This is a genomic window from Kitasatospora sp. NPDC059088, from assembly GCF_042738155.1.
Taxonomy (GTDB): Bacteria; Actinomycetota; Actinomycetes; order Streptomycetales; family Streptomycetaceae; genus Kitasatospora.
In genome coordinates, this window is sequence record NZ_JBHYGR010000062.1 from 33,439 (window position 1) to 50,077 (window position 16,639).

General features: G+C 74.6%; 17 protein-coding genes. 7 read left to right on the plus strand and 10 right to left on the minus strand.

Annotation, left to right across the window (positions count from 1 at the left end):
* Positions 1-137 precede the first annotated feature (137 nt).
* A complete protein-coding gene (locus ACFWXO_RS25795) occupies positions 138-1,205 on the minus strand; it encodes a fatty acid desaturase family protein (RefSeq protein WP_380526309.1) in 1,068 nt (355 codons plus the stop codon).
* Positions 1,206-1,329: 124 nt separating this feature from the next.
* Complete coding sequence (locus ACFWXO_RS25800) at positions 1,330-1,932, minus strand: TetR/AcrR family transcriptional regulator (RefSeq protein WP_380526311.1); 603 nt, start codon at positions 1,930-1,932, stop codon at positions 1,330-1,332.
* 66 nt (positions 1,933-1,998) lie between these two features.
* Here ACFWXO_RS25800 and ACFWXO_RS25805 point away from each other — a divergent pair, with 66 nt between their 5' ends.
* Positions 1,999-2,871 (plus strand): alpha/beta fold hydrolase, encoded by an 873-nt coding sequence (locus tag ACFWXO_RS25805; RefSeq protein WP_380526313.1) that lies wholly within the window; start codon positions 1,999-2,001, stop codon positions 2,869-2,871.
* On the opposite strand, the gene ACFWXO_RS25810 is transcribed toward ACFWXO_RS25805, so the two are convergent.
* Positions 2,864-3,370, minus strand: coding sequence for a hypothetical protein (locus ACFWXO_RS25810; RefSeq protein ID WP_380526315.1), 507 nt, complete (start codon positions 3,368-3,370; stop codon positions 2,864-2,866). The genes ACFWXO_RS25805 and ACFWXO_RS25810 overlap by 8 nt on opposite strands.
* An 88-nt stretch (positions 3,371-3,458) precedes the next feature.
* The gene (locus tag ACFWXO_RS25815; RefSeq protein WP_380526317.1) at positions 3,459-4,136 is read right to left on the minus strand and encodes a hypothetical protein; all 678 of its coding nucleotides are present in this window, start codon (positions 4,134-4,136) and stop codon (positions 3,459-3,461) included.
* Positions 4,137-4,246: 110 nt separating this feature from the next.
* On the opposite strand from ACFWXO_RS25815, the gene ACFWXO_RS25820 reads away from it, so the two are divergent.
* A complete protein-coding gene (locus ACFWXO_RS25820) occupies positions 4,247-4,873 on the plus strand; it encodes a TetR/AcrR family transcriptional regulator (RefSeq protein WP_375888658.1) in 627 nt (208 codons plus the stop codon).
* A 58-nt stretch (positions 4,874-4,931) separates the two neighbouring features.
* Here the strand turns inward: ACFWXO_RS25820 and ACFWXO_RS25825 are convergent, their stop codons facing one another.
* Positions 4,932-5,807 carry a hypothetical protein gene (locus ACFWXO_RS25825; RefSeq protein WP_380526319.1) on the minus strand — a complete coding sequence of 292 codons (876 nt, stop codon included), beginning with the start codon at positions 5,805-5,807 and terminating at the stop codon, positions 4,932-4,934.
* A gap of 242 nt (positions 5,808-6,049) precedes the next feature.
* Between ACFWXO_RS25825 and ACFWXO_RS25830 the strand changes: the two genes are divergently transcribed.
* Positions 6,050-8,551, plus strand: a complete 2,502-nt coding sequence (locus ACFWXO_RS25830) for a helicase C-terminal domain-containing protein (RefSeq protein ID WP_380526321.1) — start codon at positions 6,050-6,052, stop codon at positions 8,549-8,551.
* Positions 8,552-8,584: 33 nt separating this feature from the next.
* Here the strand turns inward: ACFWXO_RS25830 and ACFWXO_RS25835 are convergent, their stop codons facing one another.
* Positions 8,585-8,836, minus strand: coding sequence for a hypothetical protein (locus ACFWXO_RS25835; RefSeq protein WP_375888668.1), 252 nt, complete (start codon positions 8,834-8,836; stop codon positions 8,585-8,587).
* A 108-nt stretch (positions 8,837-8,944) separates the two neighbouring features.
* On the opposite strand from ACFWXO_RS25835, the gene ACFWXO_RS25840 reads away from it, so the two are divergent.
* Together ACFWXO_RS25840 and ACFWXO_RS25845 are read left to right on the plus strand one after the other, a co-directional pair.
* Positions 8,945-9,346 carry a hypothetical protein gene (locus ACFWXO_RS25840; protein WP_375888670.1) on the plus strand — a complete coding sequence of 134 codons (402 nt, stop codon included), beginning with the start codon at positions 8,945-8,947 and terminating at the stop codon, positions 9,344-9,346.
* A gap of 91 nt (positions 9,347-9,437) precedes the next feature.
* The gene (locus ACFWXO_RS25845) at positions 9,438-11,075 is read left to right on the plus strand and encodes a DNA repair helicase XPB (protein WP_375888672.1); all 1,638 of its coding nucleotides are present in this window, start codon (positions 9,438-9,440) and stop codon (positions 11,073-11,075) included.
* Between the two features lie 6 nt (positions 11,076-11,081).
* On the opposite strand, the gene ACFWXO_RS25850 is transcribed toward ACFWXO_RS25845, so the two are convergent.
* On the minus strand, positions 11,082-11,243 hold the full coding sequence (locus ACFWXO_RS25850; protein WP_375888673.1) for a hypothetical protein: 162 nt from the start codon (positions 11,241-11,243) through the stop codon (positions 11,082-11,084).
* A gap of 301 nt (positions 11,244-11,544) precedes the next feature.
* Between ACFWXO_RS25850 and ACFWXO_RS25855 the strand changes: the two genes are divergently transcribed.
* A complete protein-coding gene (locus ACFWXO_RS25855) occupies positions 11,545-13,602 on the plus strand; it encodes a HelD family protein (RefSeq protein ID WP_375888675.1) in 2,058 nt (685 codons plus the stop codon).
* Between the two features lie 62 nt (positions 13,603-13,664).
* Here the strand turns inward: ACFWXO_RS25855 and ACFWXO_RS25860 are convergent, their stop codons facing one another.
* The 3 genes from ACFWXO_RS25860 to ACFWXO_RS25870 all read right to left on the minus strand — a co-directional run bounded on the left by ACFWXO_RS25860 (position 13,665) and on the right by ACFWXO_RS25870 (position 15,810).
* Positions 13,665-14,351: a copper homeostasis protein CutC gene (locus ACFWXO_RS25860; protein WP_375888678.1), complete on the minus strand. Its 687-nt coding sequence runs from the start codon at positions 14,349-14,351 to the stop codon at positions 13,665-13,667.
* A 125-nt stretch (positions 14,352-14,476) separates the two neighbouring features.
* Positions 14,477-15,436 carry a hypothetical protein gene (locus tag ACFWXO_RS25865; RefSeq protein WP_380526325.1) on the minus strand — a complete coding sequence of 320 codons (960 nt, stop codon included), beginning with the start codon at positions 15,434-15,436 and terminating at the stop codon, positions 14,477-14,479.
* On the minus strand, positions 15,433-15,810 hold the full coding sequence (locus ACFWXO_RS25870) for a PadR family transcriptional regulator (protein ID WP_375888681.1): 378 nt from the start codon (positions 15,808-15,810) through the stop codon (positions 15,433-15,435). The genes ACFWXO_RS25865 and ACFWXO_RS25870 overlap by 4 nt, the downstream gene beginning before the upstream one ends.
* 106 nt (positions 15,811-15,916) lie before the next feature.
* On the opposite strand from ACFWXO_RS25870, the gene ACFWXO_RS25875 reads away from it, so the two are divergent.
* On the plus strand, positions 15,917-16,549 hold the full coding sequence (locus tag ACFWXO_RS25875; protein WP_380526327.1) for a hypothetical protein: 633 nt from the start codon (positions 15,917-15,919) through the stop codon (positions 16,547-16,549).
* Positions 16,550-16,639 lie beyond the last annotated feature (90 nt).

The window sequence follows — 16,639 nt, forward strand, 5'->3', positions numbered from 1 at the left end:
GGGGCGGGCCGGCGCGCCCCCGCTCCCGCCGCCCCGGGGTGCGTCCCGGGGCCGCCCGGGCGGGTTTAACACCACGGCGCAGGAAGTCGGCCCCGCCGACTTCCTGCGCTGAACGCCGTACCGGCCCCGGCGGCCCCTCAACTCCCGGAACGGATCGGCTCCCCGGTCCGGTGCAGGTGGGTGAGGATCTCCCGGTACGAGCGGAGCAGGCCGACCTCGTAGTACGGGATGTCCTTCTCGGCGCAGAACTCCCGGGTGATCCGGGCGGCCCGCCCGAGCGCGGGGGTCGGCATGCTGGGGAACAGGTGGTGCTCCACCTGGTAGTTGAGGCCGCCCATCAGCGCGTCGAGGATCGGGCCGCCGCGGACGTTGCGCGAGGTGAGCACCTGGCGGCGCAGGAAGTCGAGCCGCATCCCGGGCGTCACCATCAGCATGCCCTTGTGGTTCGGCGCGAAGACGCAGCCCAGGTAGACGCCGAACAGCGCCTGGTGCACGGCGACGAAGGCCACGGCCTTGCCGAACGGCAGCGCGCCGAAGACCAGGCCGAAGTAGGCCGCGAAGTGGACGACCAGCAGGACGCCCTCCAGCACCGGCCGCTTCACCGCGGGGCCGCGCAGCGCCCGGAAGCTGTTGAAGCTGAGGTTGAGGCCCTCCAGCAGGAGCAGCGGGAAGAACAGGTACGCCTGCCGGCGGCCGATGAAGCGGGCCAGTCCGCTCGCCTGCCGGGCCTGCCGCTGGGACCAGACCACGAGGTCGGGCGAGACGTCCGGGTCGCGCTCCTCGTGGTTGGGGTTGGCGTGGTGGCGGGTGTGCTTGTTCATCCACCAGCCGTAGCTCATGCCCATCAGCAGGTTGGCGGCGATCCGGCCGCCGATCTCGCTGGGCGCCCGCCGGGTGAACACCTGGCGGTGCGCCAGGTCGTGCGAGAGCAGGGCGACCTGGGCGAAGACCACGGCCATCACGGCGGCCAGGAGGAGCTGCCACCAGGTGTCGCCGATCGCGTACAGGGCGCACCAGCCGTCGACGAACGCGAAGAGCACCAGCCCGATGCGGGCCGCGTAGTAGCCGGGACGGCGGTCCAGCAGGCCCTCGGCGGCGATCCGGCGGCTCAGCTGGGCGAAGTCGCTGCCGCCGCCCTCCGGCTGCGGGGCGGCGGCCGCCGGAGCCGGCGCGGCCTTGGTCATCGTCACGGGCTGTGTGGGCATGCCCCGAGTCTGGTGCGCCGGACACGGCCGCAGAACGGGGAAAGCACCCTTCCCGTACGGGTGTTAACCCCCGCAGCCGGAGGGGTGGCAGCAGGCCGGAGCGGCACCGAGGGCAGCGGGGACGCTAGCCGAGCGGTGCCAGGAACAGCTCGTCCAGGTGGTGGGTGAGGACGGCCAGCGCCTGCTCGCCGGTGCGCTGGCCGCCGAGGACGCTCGCCCCCAGCCCGTTGACCATCGCCAGCAGCCCGGCGGCGGCCATCCCGACGTCCCGCCCGGGTGCGATCGTTCCGGCCGCCTGGGCGGCGCGCAACTGCTTGACCAGGAAGCCCTCCAGGACGACGGGCGGCTGCGCGGCCCGCTGCTCCAGCACCTCGGGGTCGCCCAGCACCAGCGTGTAGTACGCCGCGTACGTCCGGGTGATCCGGCGGCTCTCGGCGTCGGTCGGCAGGATGCAGGAGAGGATCGCGGTCACCACCTCGCGCGGGGCGCGGGCCTCGCCGATCCAGCGCTCCATCCGGGCCTGGAGCTGGGTGCCGAGCCGGGCCAGGGCGTCCAGCAGCAGGCCCTGCTTGGTCGTGAAGTAGTACTGGACGAGCCGGAGCGAGACGCCGGCCTCGGTCGCGACCGCCCGCATGCTGGCCGACTGGAGGCCCTCGGTGTCGGCGATGCGCAGCAGGGCCTCGGCGATCTGCCGTCGGCGTTCCTCATGGTCGACCTTCTCGGCCACGGTTCGGCCTCCCTTGTCCCGGTGCACATTGGTACACACGTATCATGCATGTGATACACATGTACCATGCGAATCAGCGAGTTCACGAACGGCAAGGCCGAAGCCCGCTTCCGCACCGCCTACGAGCACGCCCTGACCCGCCTCTGGCCCGGGCAGCGCACCGCGACGACCGTGCCCACCGCCTTCGGCGCCACCCGCGTCCTGCGCGCCGGCCCCGCCCACGGACAGCCGGTCGTCCTGCTCCCCGGCTCCGGCGGCAACGCGCTGATGTGGCACGCGTACGTCGAACGCCTCGCCCAGCGGCACCCCGTCATCGCCGTGGACACCGTCGGCGAACCGGGCGCCAGCGTGCAGACCACCCCGATCAGGGACGGCCACGACGCCGCCGACTGGCTGGAGGACCTCCTCGCCGCGCTCGACGTCCCCACCGCCCACCTGGTCGGCTGCTCCTACGGCGGCTGGATCGCCCTCCACCACCAGCTCCGCCACCCCGGCCGGACCGCCACCCTCACCCTGGTCGACCCGGCCGGCCTGGCCGACGTCGGCCGCCGCTTCTACACCTGGGTGATCCTCGGCGGCCTCGCCGCCCTGGCCCCGCGCGCGCTCCGCCCCCGCCTGGCCCGGGCGGTCGGCAACAGCGCCATCCTGGAGGCCGAGTTGATGACCCTGATGCGCGCCTCGACCGGCTTCCGCCGCCGCCTGCCGCTGGCCACCACCCTCGACGACGCCGAACTGGCCCGCCTCGACGTGCCCGCGCTCTTCCTGCTCGGCGAGCGCAGCGCCCTGCACGACACCCGGGCCGTCGCCGAGCGGCTGCACCGGCTCGCCCCGGCCGCCCGGGTCCGGATCGTGCCCGGCGCCGGGCACTCGCTGACCACGGACGACCCGGCGGCAGTCCTCGACGGGATCCTCACCATGGCCGCCTCGCAGGTCAGTTGACCGCCCTGGCGCCCTCGTACGCCCCGTCCGCCCCGTCGTCGTCCTCGTCCTCGGCCGGCCCGGGCGCGAGGACCATCGGCCAGTCGTCCTCGGAGGCCAGCAGCACCTCCAGGGGCACGTCGGCCGCCCCGGTGAACACGGCGGTGGCCTCGGAGAGCCGGGCCGGCAGGCCCGGGACGGTCACCTCGGCGGTGAGGACCACGGCGGCCTCCGGATCGAGGGCCGAACGGAGCGGGAAGTCGAACGGGTCGACGCGCACCTGCACCAGGGCGTACGGGTAGACGGCGATCGACACCGTCAACCGGTCACCGTCCCGGCTCTGCTCGGCCCAACCGTCCGTCGCCAGCAGGAAGAAGGCCCGGTCGCCCTCGTAGCAGTACGAGCCGAGCCGGTCCAGCGCCCGTTCGCCCGGGGTGCCGTCGGGGTCGACGACCAGGACGGCGACGTGCGCCTCCCGGTCGCTCGGGTCGAGGTCGGAACGGACGTACAGACGGGCCACCGGGCACCTCCGGGTCGCGGAACGGAATCGGGCCCGTCACCGTACCCCGCAAGGGAGTTGGGCGACGGGCTCGGGGGCCGCGCTACCGTCAGGCCGCCGCCCGGTCCGCCGCCCCGCGCCGCGCCACCACCTGCCGCCGGACCGCCCAGACCGCCCCGGCGAGCACGAAGCCGTAGACCGACACCAGCCCGTGGCCGTTCTCCTGGGCGAACCACATCGCCAGGCCGAGCACCGGGACGCCGGCGGCCAGGGCGAGCTCCTTGGGGAGCCGGGTGCGGGTGAGGAAGGCGAGGGCCAGGGTGGCGCCGAGGAAGTAGGTGGCGCCGGAGCTGCCCGCGAAGTTGCGGGGGTCGGTGCTGGGGCCGCCGCCGATGCCGAGCAGGGTGTCGATCCGGCCGGGCAGCAGGATGCCGGCCAGGAGGAAGCCGAGGGTGAGCGTGCCGCCCCAGTACCACTGGGCGAGCGCGGCGACGGCGGCCAGGGTGACGAGGTTCCACAGGCCGCCGAAGAGGCCGCCGTTCTGCATGAACACCGAGGTGTACTCGCGCCACCAGCCGGACCGGGCCGGATCCGCGTCCAGCGCGTCCATGGCGCCGGACCACACCAGCTGGAGCAGCACCCCGCCGACGGCGACGGCGGTCAGGGCGATCGCCGCCCACGGGAGCGGCCGTCCGCGCAGGGTGTCGCGGCCGACCACGCCGAGCCCGCAGTTGACCATCATGACCATCAGCGCAGCCGTGGTCACGTTGAAGACGATGGCGTCCATGACTGGCCCTCCCCCCGGTTCCGACGTTTTCCAACGCCGTTCGAAAACCTGATGGGGCCAAGCTAGCACAGTTTTCGAACAGTGTTGGAAAACGAGGTACGGTGGACCGCATGAAGCTCACCAAGGAGCGCATCGTCGATGCCGGCATGGCCGTGTTCGCCGAGGTCGGCTACCAGAACCTGTCCATGCGCCAGGTCGCCGAACGCCTCGACGCCCACGCCGGCAGCCTCTACTACCACGTGCGCGGCAAGGACGAACTGCTCGCCCTGATGGCCGACCGGATCAGCCGCCGCGCCTACGACGCGGGCACCGCCGCCCTCGCCGCCCTCCCGCCCGACGCCCGCTGGCAGGACCGCGTCGAGGCCCAGGCCACCACCCTGCGCCACGAGATCAAACAGCACGCCGGCGGCGCCCAACTCCTCGCCGAGAGCCCCGGCGTGCTCAGCACCGGCGGCCTCTCCCTGATGGAACGCCTGCTGCGCACCCTCCTCGACGCCGGCCTGCCCGCCGAGCACTGCGGCACCGCCGCCGACACCCTGCTCAGCCACGTCACCGGCTTCGTGCTCCAGGAGCAGAACCAGCCCGCCGCCCCGCCGACCGTCACCGCCGAGCTCTACGCCGACCTGTGCGAACGGTTCCCGCTGGTCATGGGCGACCTGATCCCGCGCATCGGCCAGGACGAGAAGTACGTCCGCAGCATCCGCCTGCTCTGCACGGGCTTCACGGCGCTCTGCTGAACCGCCGGGCCGCCCCCGGACCCGGGGGCGGGCACGGGCACGGGGACGGCCCGAGGGCTCAGCCCTGCTGCTGCGGCCGGCGGCGCATGCTCAGCAGCAACAGCACCACCGCCGTCAGCACCGCCGCAGTGCGCAACACGCCCGGAGCCATCGACCAGCTGAACTGCCCCAGCGGGGAACCGGTCTGCGCCCCGCCGCCGCCACCGCCCGCCCCCTGCTTCGCCGTTCGCATCGCGAACAGCGCGGTCGCGCTCATCGTCACCAGCGGAATCCCCAGGATCACGAACTTACGCGTCAGATCGGAGAGTTGGCGGGACAGGTAGCCGAGCCCCCAGCCCGCCAGCATGGCCGGGAAGAACCCGGACACCGCACCGCCGACCAACAGCCCGCAGGACAGCAGGATCAGCGGGGACGGCCTGCGGGCCCCCTGGGCCGCGGCGGCCTTCGCGGCCTTCGCCTGCGTGGCCTTCGCCTGTGCCTTCCGCTGCCGCTTCGACAGGCGCACCGGCCGCCCACCGGCCTGCCCGGGCGGTCCCCCGGCCTGCGCCGTGTCCTGCGCCGCCTCCTCCGCGCGCTGCTCGGGGATCGGCTTCGGCACCGGCCGCGGCGCGTCCGAGAAGTCGAGCATCGTCATCGTCCACGGGCTCGAACTCTGCACCGTCGGCGGCGGGATCGACTCCGCACCGGCCTCGGGCGAGGAGACGCCCGGCAGGTCCAGCGACACGTTCGGGATGGCGCCCGTCCCGGTGTACCCGGACACGACCGAGGGCCCGTACACACTGTCCTCCGCCGCCGGCCCCTCGGACGCACCGGCCGGCGGAGCAGCCGGGGGAGGCGTCGACGGCGCGGCGGGCGTCGACGGCACGGCCGCACCCGACGACCCCGACCGCTCGCTCCACGGCCCGCTCTTGCGCCACCACTCGCCGTCCGTCATCACCGACACCCCGCCTCGCCCACGCCGTCCGCCGAACAGCGGCGACCGCCCACCGAACCGCCCTCGGCGGTGACGCTACCCACCGTGCCCCGCCGACGCGAGTCCCGCCACGAACCCGCCGCGCACACCGCCACGCACGCCGCCGCCCCCGAGCGCACCGACCCCGGCCGGCCACCCGGCCCGACCCCGGCCCGCCGCAGGAGCACACCCCACCGTCGGCGCGCCCGACTAACCTAGGTCGAATGACCACACAGCAGGGCCCTCAACGCCAGAGCAGGACGCCCGCCGGCCCCCGCACCCTCGCCGAGGAACTGCGCGCCCGCCCGGACGACGCGCTCGCCGCCCTGCTCCGGTCCCGCCCCGACCTGCTGAACCCCGTCCCCGGCGACCTCACCCAGCTCTCCGCCCGGCTGTCCTCGCGCGCCTCGGCGCTGCGCGCCCTGGAGCGGCTCGACCGGTTCACCCTCCAGGTCGCCGAGGCCCTGGCGACCGCCCCGGACGGCACCTCCCTGGCCACCGTCCGCACCCTGCTGACCGGCCCGGCCAAGGTCAAGCCGCACCCGGGCGCCACCCCGCTCACCCCGGCCGACCGCGCCGCCGTCGCCGCCGCGCTCCCCCGCGCCGTCGCCGTCCTGCGCGACCGGGCGCTGCTCTGGGGCCCCGACAACGGCCTGCGGCTGGTGCTCGCCGTCCGCGAGGCGCTCGCCCCGACCGCCGCCAACCCCGGCCGCACCGGCCTCGGCCCGACCCTCGCCGACGCCACCACCGGCATGTCCCCGGCCCGGCTGCAACAACTGCTCGCCTCCGCCGGGCAGCCCGCCACCCCGGACCCGGTCACCGCGGTCGCCGCGCTGGCCGCCCTGCTCACCGACCGCGCCCGCTGCACCGCCCTGCTGGACACCGCCCCCGAGCCGGCCCTGCGGCTGCTGGACCGGCTGGTCTGGGGACCGCCCACCGGCACCGTCCCGGACGCCACCCGCCCGGTCACCGCCGAGGACGCGCAGAGCCCGGTCGAATGGCTGCTGGCCCGCGGCCTGCTGCTGCCCACCAGCCCGGGCAGCGTGGTGCTGCCCCGCGAACTGGCCCTGCACCTGCGCGGCGGCCGCACCCACCGCACCGTCGAACCGCTCCAGCCCGAGCCCGCGCCCGCCGCGCCCCCGCGCGATCCACAGACCGTGGACAACGCCGCCGCCGGCCAGGCGCACACCGCCGTCAAGACCGTCGAGGAACTCCTCGACACCTGGGGCCTCACCCCGCCGCCCACCCTGCGGGCCGGCGGCCTCGGCGTACGCGACCTCAAGCGCGCCGCCCAGACCCTGGAAGCCACCGAGCAGCAGGCCGCCTTCTGGCTCGAACTCGCCTACACCGCCGGGCTGCTGGCCCCCGACGGCGAGGCCGACGAATGCTGGGCGCCGACCCCGGCCTACGACGGCTGGCTGCAACTGGACACCGCCGAACGCTGGTCCGTCCTGGCCGGCGCCTGGCTCACCGCCACCCGCGTCCCCGCCCTCACCGGCACCCAGGACGGCAAGGGCAGGCCGCGCGCCGCCCTCGGCCCCGAACTCGACCGCACCCTCGCCCCGTCCGTACGCCGGGCCGCCCTCGCCCTGCTCGCCGAACTCCCGCCCGGCACCCCGGCCACCGCCGCGGAACTGCTGCCCACCCTGCGCTGGCAGCGCCCGCTGCGCGGCGGCCCCACCGGCCCGGACGGCCACGAGCTGCGCGACGACCTCACCACCTGGACCCTCGCCGAGGCCGAACTGCTCGGCATCACCGGCCGCGGCGCCCTCGGCGCCCCCGCCCGCGCCCTGCTCACCGCCGAGTCCGACCCGGCCGAGGTGCTCGCCCCGCTGCTCCCGCGGCCGCTGGACCACGTGATCCTCCAGCCGGACCTCACCGCGATCGCCCCCGGCCCGCTGCTCACCCCGCTCGCCCAGGCGCTCGCGCTCTGCGCCGACATCGAGTCCAAGGGCGGCGCCACCGTCTACCGCTTCACCCCGACCTCCGTACGCCGCGCCCTCGACGCCGGCCGCACCGCCGCCGACCTCCAGGCCTTCCTGGCCCAGCACAGCCGTACGCCCGTCCCCCAGCCGCTCGCCTACCTGATCGACGACGTCGCCCGGCGGCACGGCATCCTGCGGGTCGGCGCGGCCTCCTCGTACCTGCGCTGCGACGACCCGGCCCTGTTGAACGAGGTGCTCGCCGACCGCCGCGCCGCCGACCTGCGGCTGCGCCTGCTCGCCCCCACCGTGCTCGCCGCCCAGGCCGCCCCGGACGTCCTGCTCGCCGCCCTGCGCACCATGGGCTACGCCCCGGCCGCCGAATCCGCCGAGGGCGACGTCCTGATCACCCGGCCGGACAGCCACCGCACCCCGCCCCGCAGCGCCCCCACGCCCGTCCCCGACGGGCCGCCGACCCCCGACGACACCCTGCTCGCCGCCGCGATCAAGGCCGTCCGGGCCGGCGACCGCGCCGCCACCGCCAGCCGCCGCGAGCCGACCCCCGACCCGCGCCAACTCCCCCGCACCGCCGCCGCCGAGACCCTCGCCACCCTCCAGACCGCCGTCCTGCTCGGCGAGCGGATGTGGATCGGCTACCTCAACGCCGAGGGCATCGCCAGCCAGCGGATCATCGACCCGGTGAAGGTCGAGGGCGGCTTCGTCACCGCCTTCGACCACCACGCCGACGAACTCCGCACCTTCGCCCTGCACCGGATCACCGGGGTCGCGGAACTGGACGAGTAGCGCGGGACGAGCAGGACGGGAGGTGAAGGGGCGTCAGTGCCCCTGCGACTCCTTCATCTTCTGCTTGACGGCCTGGTCCGCCAGGCTGCCGATCTGGCCCTGGCCGACCGGCAGCGAGCCGCCGCCGACCTGGTCGGCGATCAGGAATCCGGGGGCGGCCAGCAGCCCGCCGGGCCCCTCCCCGATGCCCGCGAGGGCGTGGGCGGAGCCGGCCGAGGAGGCGGTGGCGGCGAAGGCCGTGCCCATCAGGGCCAGGGCGGTGAGAACGCGCTTCGAGTTCTTCATGCCCGGCTCAACGAGCGAGCACGCACCGTGGTCACTCGGAGCAGTTGACGGGCCGCGCCCACGGGCGTACTCCGGGAACAGGGGGTTCTCGACAAGGAGGCACCCACCATGCTCGGTGACCGGATCGCGGAGTTGACCACCACGGAGAGCGGTCGACGGGTGCTGGCCACGGTCGGCGGGCCCGCACTGGAGGTGTCGATGACCGGCGTCGGCCAGGTGCTCGGCCACTCCGTCCGGGAGTTCGTCACCTACGAGTCCGAGCTGCGGCCCGACGGCTCGCTGTTCGGCGAGGGCCAGGGCGTCGGCATGACCGACAAGGGCGAGACCTACAGCTGGCACGGCAGCGGCATCGGCCACTTCACCCAGGGCGGGGCCGTCAGCTGGCGCGGCAGCATCTACTTCGAGAGCGCCGCCGACGCCTTCCTGCGCCTCAACGACCTGGTCGGCCTGTTCGAGTTCGACAACGAGCCCACCGGCGCGGGCCGGGCCGTGCTCTACGAATGGAAGTAGCCCGCCCACGTTCCGCGCGAAATGAGCGACACTGGAGGGTCTGCGTCAGACCCAGTCAGTCAGCCTGTCAGCCAGTGGAGGGCTCCCCCGCGTGAACGACGGACCGCTCATCGTCCAGAGCGACAAGACTCTCCTCCTGGAGATCGACCACCCCAAGGCCGCCGACTGCCGCCGCGCCATCGCCCCGTTCGCCGAGCTGGAGCGGGCGCCCGAGCACGTGCACACGTACCGGGTGACCCCGCTCGGGCTGTGGAACGCCCGGGCCGCCGGGCACGACGCCGAGCAGGTCGTCGACGCCCTGGTGAAGTACTCCCGCTACCCGGTGCCGCACGCCCTGCTGGTCGACGTGGCGGACACCATGGGCCGCTACGGCCGGCTCCAGCTGTCCAAGCACCCCACCCACGGGCTGGTGCTGACCACCACCGACCGCCCGGTCCTGGAGGAGGTGCTGCGCTCCAAGAAGATCGTCCCGCTGGTCGGCGCCCGGGTCGACCCCGACACCGTGGTGGTGCACCCCTCCGAACGCGGCCAGATCAAGCAGGTGCTGCTCAAACTCGGCTGGCCCGCCGAGGACTTCGCCGGCTACGTGGACGGCGAGGCGCACCCGATCGACCTGGACGAGGACGGCTGGCAGCTGCGCCCGTACCAGTCCCAGGCCGTCGAGGGCTTCTGGCACGGCGGCTCCGGCGTCGTGGTGCTGCCCTGCGGCGCCGGCAAGACGCTGGTCGGCGCCGCCGCCATGGCCCACGCCAAGTCGACCACGCTGATCCTGGTCACCAACACCGTCTCGGCCCGCCAGTGGAAGCACGAGCTGGTCAAGCGCACCTCGCTCACCGAGGACGAGATCGGCGAGTACAGCGGCACCCGGAAGGAGATCCGCCCGGTCACCATCGCCACCTACCAGGTGATGACGACCAAGCGGAAGGGCGTCTACGCCCACCTGGAGCTGTTCGACGCCCGCAACTGGGGCCTGGTGGTCTACGACGAGGTGCACCTGCTGCCCGCGCCGGTGTTCAAGTTCACCGCCGACCTCCAGGCCCGCCGCCGGCTCGGCCTGACCGCCACCCTGGTGCGCGAGGACGGCCGCGAGGGCGACGTGTTCAGCCTGATCGGCCCGAAGCGCTTCGACGCCCCGTGGAAGGAGATCGAGGCCCAGGGCTACATCGCGCCCGCCGACTGCTGCGAGGTGCGGGTCACCCTGACCGACTCCGAGCGGCTCGCCTACGCGACCGCCGAGCCGGAGGAGCGCTACCGCTTCTGCGCCACCACGGCGACCAAGCGGCGGGTGGTGGAGGCCCTGGTCAAGAAGCACGAGAAGGACCAGACGCTGATCATCGGCCAGTACATCGACCAGCTGGACGAGCTCGGCGAGGCCCTGGACGCGCCCGTGATCAAGGGCGAGACCAGCAACGCCCAGCGCGAGAAGCTCTTCGACGCCTTCCGGAACAAGGAGATCGGCGTCCTGGTCGTCTCCAAGGTCGCGAACTTCTCGATCGACCTGCCCGAGGCCACGGTGGCCATCCAGGTCTCCGGGACCTTCGGCTCCCGCCAGGAGGAGGCCCAGCGCCTCGGCCGGGTGCTGCGCCCCAAGGCGGACGGGCACTCGGCGCACTTCTACTCGGTGGTCGCCCGGGACACCGTGGACCAGGACTTCGCCGCCCACCGGCAGCGCTTCCTGGCCGAGCAGGGCTACGCCTACCGCATCATCGACGCGGACGACGTCCTCTAGCGGGCCTCAGTACCGGACACCGTCGCGCCCGAGGAAGATCACGCGCGCGGCGGTGTCCAGCGCGATCCCGACGTTGCGCACGGCGGTGCTCAGCGGGTTGCGGTGGCGGCCCTGGACGGCGGTCGCGCCGGCCGGGCCCGTACGGGGGTTGCGGTTCTCGGTGCTCATGTCTCCAACGGTAGGCACCCGGACGGCCCAGGGCATCACTCCGAAGGCCGTACCCACCAGGACGGACGTCCTCCTGCGGGTGTACGGGACCCCCGGCACCCCCTGAGACCTGCGGGGCTGGAACCCCGAGGCGCACGGGTCTAAGATCGTCCGTCTGCCCCCTCCCGAACCGTGGTACCTGGCGCGTTTTCCGCCGGCAGCCGGGGGAGGTGCCGACCGCACGGCAACCGGTCGGCTGTACCCCACCGTGAGCTCCATCGATCCGCTGCGCCCGCCTCCGGGGCAGCCGGGAAGGTTCGCTGTGCCCGCCACCCCCACCACCGACCCGCTCCAGCGCGAGCGCGACCACCTGGCCTCGTCCCGGTCCGCGCTGCGGGCGATGCGCGAGGACGTCCAGTCCCTCGACATCCGCGACGTGACCGGCACCTGGGTCACCGCCGTCATCCTGCAGAACCAGATCGAGGCCAGGATCGCCGCCCTGGCCGACCTCTCCGACACCCCGCTGTTCTTCGGCCGGCTCGACTACCTCCACGCGGTCAGCGAGGAACTCAGCGAGGGCGGCGGGGGCGAGAACTTCTACATCGGCCGCCGGCACGTCCACGACGCCGACGGCGACCCGATGGTGATCGACTGGCGCGCCCCGGTCTCCCAGCCGTTCTACCGGGCCAGCCGCAAGGACCCGATGGACGTCGAGCGCCGCCGCCGCTTCGGCTACACCGGCGGCGAGCTCACCGCCTACGAGGACGAGCACCTCACCGACCCCGCCGAGCAGGAGACCTCCTCCGCCCTGCTCGCGGCCGAGATCGAGAAGCCCCGCGTCGGCCCGATGCGCGACATCGTCGCCACCATCCAGCCCGAGCAGGACGAGATCGTCCGCTCCGACATCACGGGCACCATCTGCGTCCAGGGGGCGCCCGGCACCGGGAAGACCGCGGTCGGCCTGCACCGCGTCGCCTACCTGCTGTACGCCCACCGCGAGCGGCTGGCCCGGACCGGCACCCTGGTGATCGGGCCGAACAACGCCTTCCTCTCCTACATCGAGCAGGTCCTGCCGGCCCTCGGCGAGCTGGAGGTCGCCCAGGCCACCGTGCAGCAGCTGGTCGCCCACGTCGAGGTGCGGGGCGAGGACGACCCGGAGGCGGCCCGGCTCAAGGGCGACGCCCGGATGGCCGAGGTGCTCCGCCGGGCCGTACGGGCGGGCATCACGCTGCCCACCGAACCCTGCGTGGTGGTCCGCGGCTCCCGCCGCTGGCGTGTCCCGGCACACGAACTGATCGGGATCATCGAGGAGTTGAAGGCCCGCGAGGTCCGCTACGGCGCCGCCCGGGACGCCCTGCCGCAGCGCATCGCGCACACCGTGCTGCTCAAGATGGAGCAGGGCGGCGAGGCCCCGGACGACCGGGTGCAGGACGCGGTGGCCCGCAACGCCGCCGTCAAGGCCGTGGTCAAGGAGTGCTGGCCGGCCGTCGACCCGGCCAAGCTGGTGCTGCGGCTGCTCTCCGACCCGGAGTTCCTGGCCGCGTGCGCCGAGGGCGTGCTGACCGCCGAGGAGCAGCGGGCGGTGCTCTGGCCCAAGCCCGGCCGCTCGGTGAAGACCGCCCGCTGGACCCCCGCCGACGCCGTCCTGGTCGACGAGGCGACGGACCTCGTCCAGCGCACGCCCTCGCTCGGGCACGTGGTGCTGGACGAGGCCCAGGACCTCTCCCCCATGCAGTACCGCGCGGTCGGCCGCCGCTGCACCACCGGCTCGGCGACCGTCCTCGGCGACCTCGCCCAGGGCACCACCCCGTGGGCGACCGCGAGCTGGCCGGACGCCCTGCACCACCTGGGCAAGCCCGAGGCGCACGTGGAGGAGCTGACCAAGGGCTTCCGGGTGCCCGAGGAGGTCATCGCCTACGCCTCCCGGCTGCTGCCCGCGATCGCCCCGGGCCTGGCCCCGGCGACCTCCGTCCGCGACACCCCCGGCGCCCTGGAGATCCGCCCGGTCGACGGCGCGGAGCCGGACCTGGACGCGGCCGTCCTGGCGGCCTGCCGGGAGGCGCTGGAGCACGAGGGCTCGACCGGCCTGATCGCCGCCGACGCCCGGATCCCCCGGCTCGCCGAACTGCTCACCGCCGCCGGACTGGCGCACCTCTCCCCCGGCACCGAGACCAGCGCCGAGAGCCGGCTGACCCTCGTCCCCGCCTCACTGGCCAAGGGTCTGGAGTACGACTACGTGGTGCTGGACGAACCGGCCGCGGTGGTGGCCGGCGAGCCGGACGAGCGGACCGGCCTGCGCCGGCTGTACGTGGCGCTCACCCGTGCCGTCTCCGGCCTGACGGTGCTGCACGCCGAGCCGCTCCCGGAGCAGCTCGGGTAACGCGCGGAAGGGGCCGGTCCCGGCACCGGGACCGGCCCCTCCGACAGGCTCGGGCGCCTGGTTCAGGCGTCGATCATCGCCCGCCACTCGGCGACCTTGGCCGCGTCGACCGGCGTCAGCCAGCCGTCGGCCCGCACCGCGCCGCCGACGTGGAAGGCGTCGAAGCCCTCCGCCCGCAGCCCCTCGACGTGCTCGGCCCGCAGGCCGCCGCCGATCAGGATCCGCTGGGCGTACCCGGGCTCGCCCGCCCGGGCCAGCTCGGCGGACAGCACCTCCCGGCCGGCGTCCACCCCGGCGGCCGCGCCGGAGGTGAGGAAGGTGTCCAGCCCGGGCAGGGCCCCGACGGCGGCGCGCAGCGCGGCCCGGTCGGCGCTGTGGTCGATCGCCCGGTGGAAGGTCCAGCGGCAGCCGGCGATCGCCTCGGCGACGGCCGTGGTGGCGGCCAGGTCGACGGCGCCCCCGGCGTCCAGGAAGCCGAGCACGAACTCCTCGGCGCCCTCGGCCCGCAGCGCGGCGGCCCGGGCGCACAGCTCGTCGAGGTCGCCGGGGGCGAAGCCGTCCCGGATCCGGAGCATGACGCGCAGCGGGAGGTCGACGGCGGCCCGGATCCGGGCGAAGTCCTCGACGGAGGGGGTGAGTCCGTCGGCGGCCATGTCGGTGACCAGTTCGAGCCGGTCGGCGCCGCCGGACTCGGCTGCCTGGGCGTCCTGGGGCGTCAGCGCGATGACTTCGAAAATTGGTCTAGACATATCAGACAGCCTGCCACATCCCCCCGCCCCCGGCGAGACCCGCACCCCCGTTCCGGTCACGCCGGGAGCGGGGGTGCGGTCACGCGGGGGGGCGGGGGGATGTGGCAGGCCCGGGGTGGAGCCGGTCACACCCGTCCCGGCACCATCCCGAAGGACTCCTGCCGACCGAACCGCCGCTCCGCCAGCGCCACCAGGACCAGCACGGCCAGCACCGGCACCGCCACCGGCAACAGGTGCGAGACCCCGCGGGCCTCCCGCCAGATGTTGAACAGGCTGCCGGGCCCGGTCAGCACCAGCACCGCCAGCCCCACCGCGGCCGGCCCCATCCGCCCGCGCAGCCCCGCGAAGGTCAGCAGGGTCGGGGCGAGCAGCAGCACCACGAACCACTGGAGGTCCAGCCGGAAGCTGGTGTCGTCCCAGTCCTGGACCACCTCCAGCACCCCGCCGACGACCGCCGAGGCCAGCACCAGAGCGGCGGTCCGCAGGTTCGGCCGGGGCAGCAGGTCGGTCGGCGCGACGGCCAGCAGCAGAGCGGCCACCACGAACGGCAGCGTGGCCATCCCGATGTAGCCGACCCACCAGACGTCGAGGCCGCCCGGCTCCCAGACGGCCCGGCCCAGGTCGTACAGCCCGATGGCGCCCAGCAGCAGCGCGGTGACCCGGACGGCCGTCCACCGCCCCAGCAGGGCCGCCACCCCGAGCAGCAGCGCGGCCGCCGGCGGGGCGAACGCCCGGACGTGGTTGCCGAAGGAGTCGTCCCAGGCGAGCCACCTGGTGGTCCGCTCCAGGTGGGCGGCCCAGGGCACCATGGTGGCCCCGACCGCCGCACCGGCGATCATCGGCGCCACCAGCGCGAGCAGCCGTCCGGCCGCCGACCCGCCGGTCAGCCCCAGCCGCACCCGCAGCCCGTAGACCGCCAGACCGAGCACCTCCCGGGCCAGGGCCACCCGGCCGCCCGCCGCCGTCGTGTCGGCGAACACCTCGGCCAGTTCCTCGCCGCGCTCGTGCCGGTAGCGCGCCGGGTAGAGCCGCAGCGCGGCCCGCAGCACCGCCGAGGGCGCGGGGCCGATCACCGGCATGGTCATGAGAGTCCTCCCCCCGTCGCGGGCCGTTCCCCGGCCCTGCCCGGCAGCATCGACCGGATCCTGGTCAGCCGCCGCTCCGCCTCGGTGGCCACGGCCCGCAGCCGCCCGGCCTCGGCGGCCAGCGCGTCCCGGCCGGCCGCGGTCAGCGCGTAGCTGCGCCGGGCCCGGCCGTCCACCACCTCTTCGGCGGCGACCTCGATCAGGCCCTGGCCCAGCAGCCGGTCGAGGGCGCCGTACAGGGTGCCGGTACGCATCTTGACCCGGCCGTCCGAGATGGCGGCGACCTCCTGGATCAGCGCGTAGCCGTGTCTGGGCTGGTCGGCCAGGGCGGTGAGCAGCAGCAGCGTGGGCTCCTGCATGGAGCGTTCTGTCATACGACTACATATATCGTCAACCTACCTATAGGTCCAGCGCCGGCCCGTGCCGATCCGACCCGATCCGGTCCGACCTGACCTGACCCGACCCGCCACAATGTGCCCCATGCCGACCGAGGACCTGCTCACCGCCTGGACCGCCCTGCTGCACCGCTGCGGCGCCACCGACGACCCCGAGCCGTACGGCCGCGAACTGCTGCGCCGCTGGTCGGACCCGCGCCGCCGGTACCACACCGCCGAGCACCTGCGCGCCGTCCTGCGCCACGTCGACGCGCTCGCCGGGCACGCGGCCGACCCCGACACCGTCCGGCTCGCCGCCTGGTTCCACGACGCCGTGTACCGCCCCGACCGCACCGAGAACGAGGAGCGCAGCGCCGCCCTCGCCGTCCGCGCGCTGACCGCCGTCGGCCTGCCCGCCGAGCGCGTCGCCGAGGTCGAACGGCTGGTCCTGCTCACCGTCGGCCACGCCCCGGCCCCCGGCGACCGCGACGGCGAGGTGCTCTGCGACGCGGACCTCGCCGTCCTCGGCGGCACCCCCGAGGCCTACGCGGCGTACGCGGCCGCCGTTCGGGAGGAGTACGCCTTCGTCCCCGAGCCGGACTTCCGCACCGGCCGCGCCGCCGTCCTGCGCCACCTGCTGGCGCTCCCGGCCCTCTACCGCACCCCCGACGCCCACCGGCGCCTCGCCGAACCGGCCCGCACCAACCTCACCACCGAACTCCAGCGCCTGGAGGACTAGGGCCTGTCCGGCGGATCTTGCCAGGCGCGCGACGCCGGGCATCCCGCCTGGACGCACGCCCGAATCGCCCAAGTACGTCCAGTACGAGGC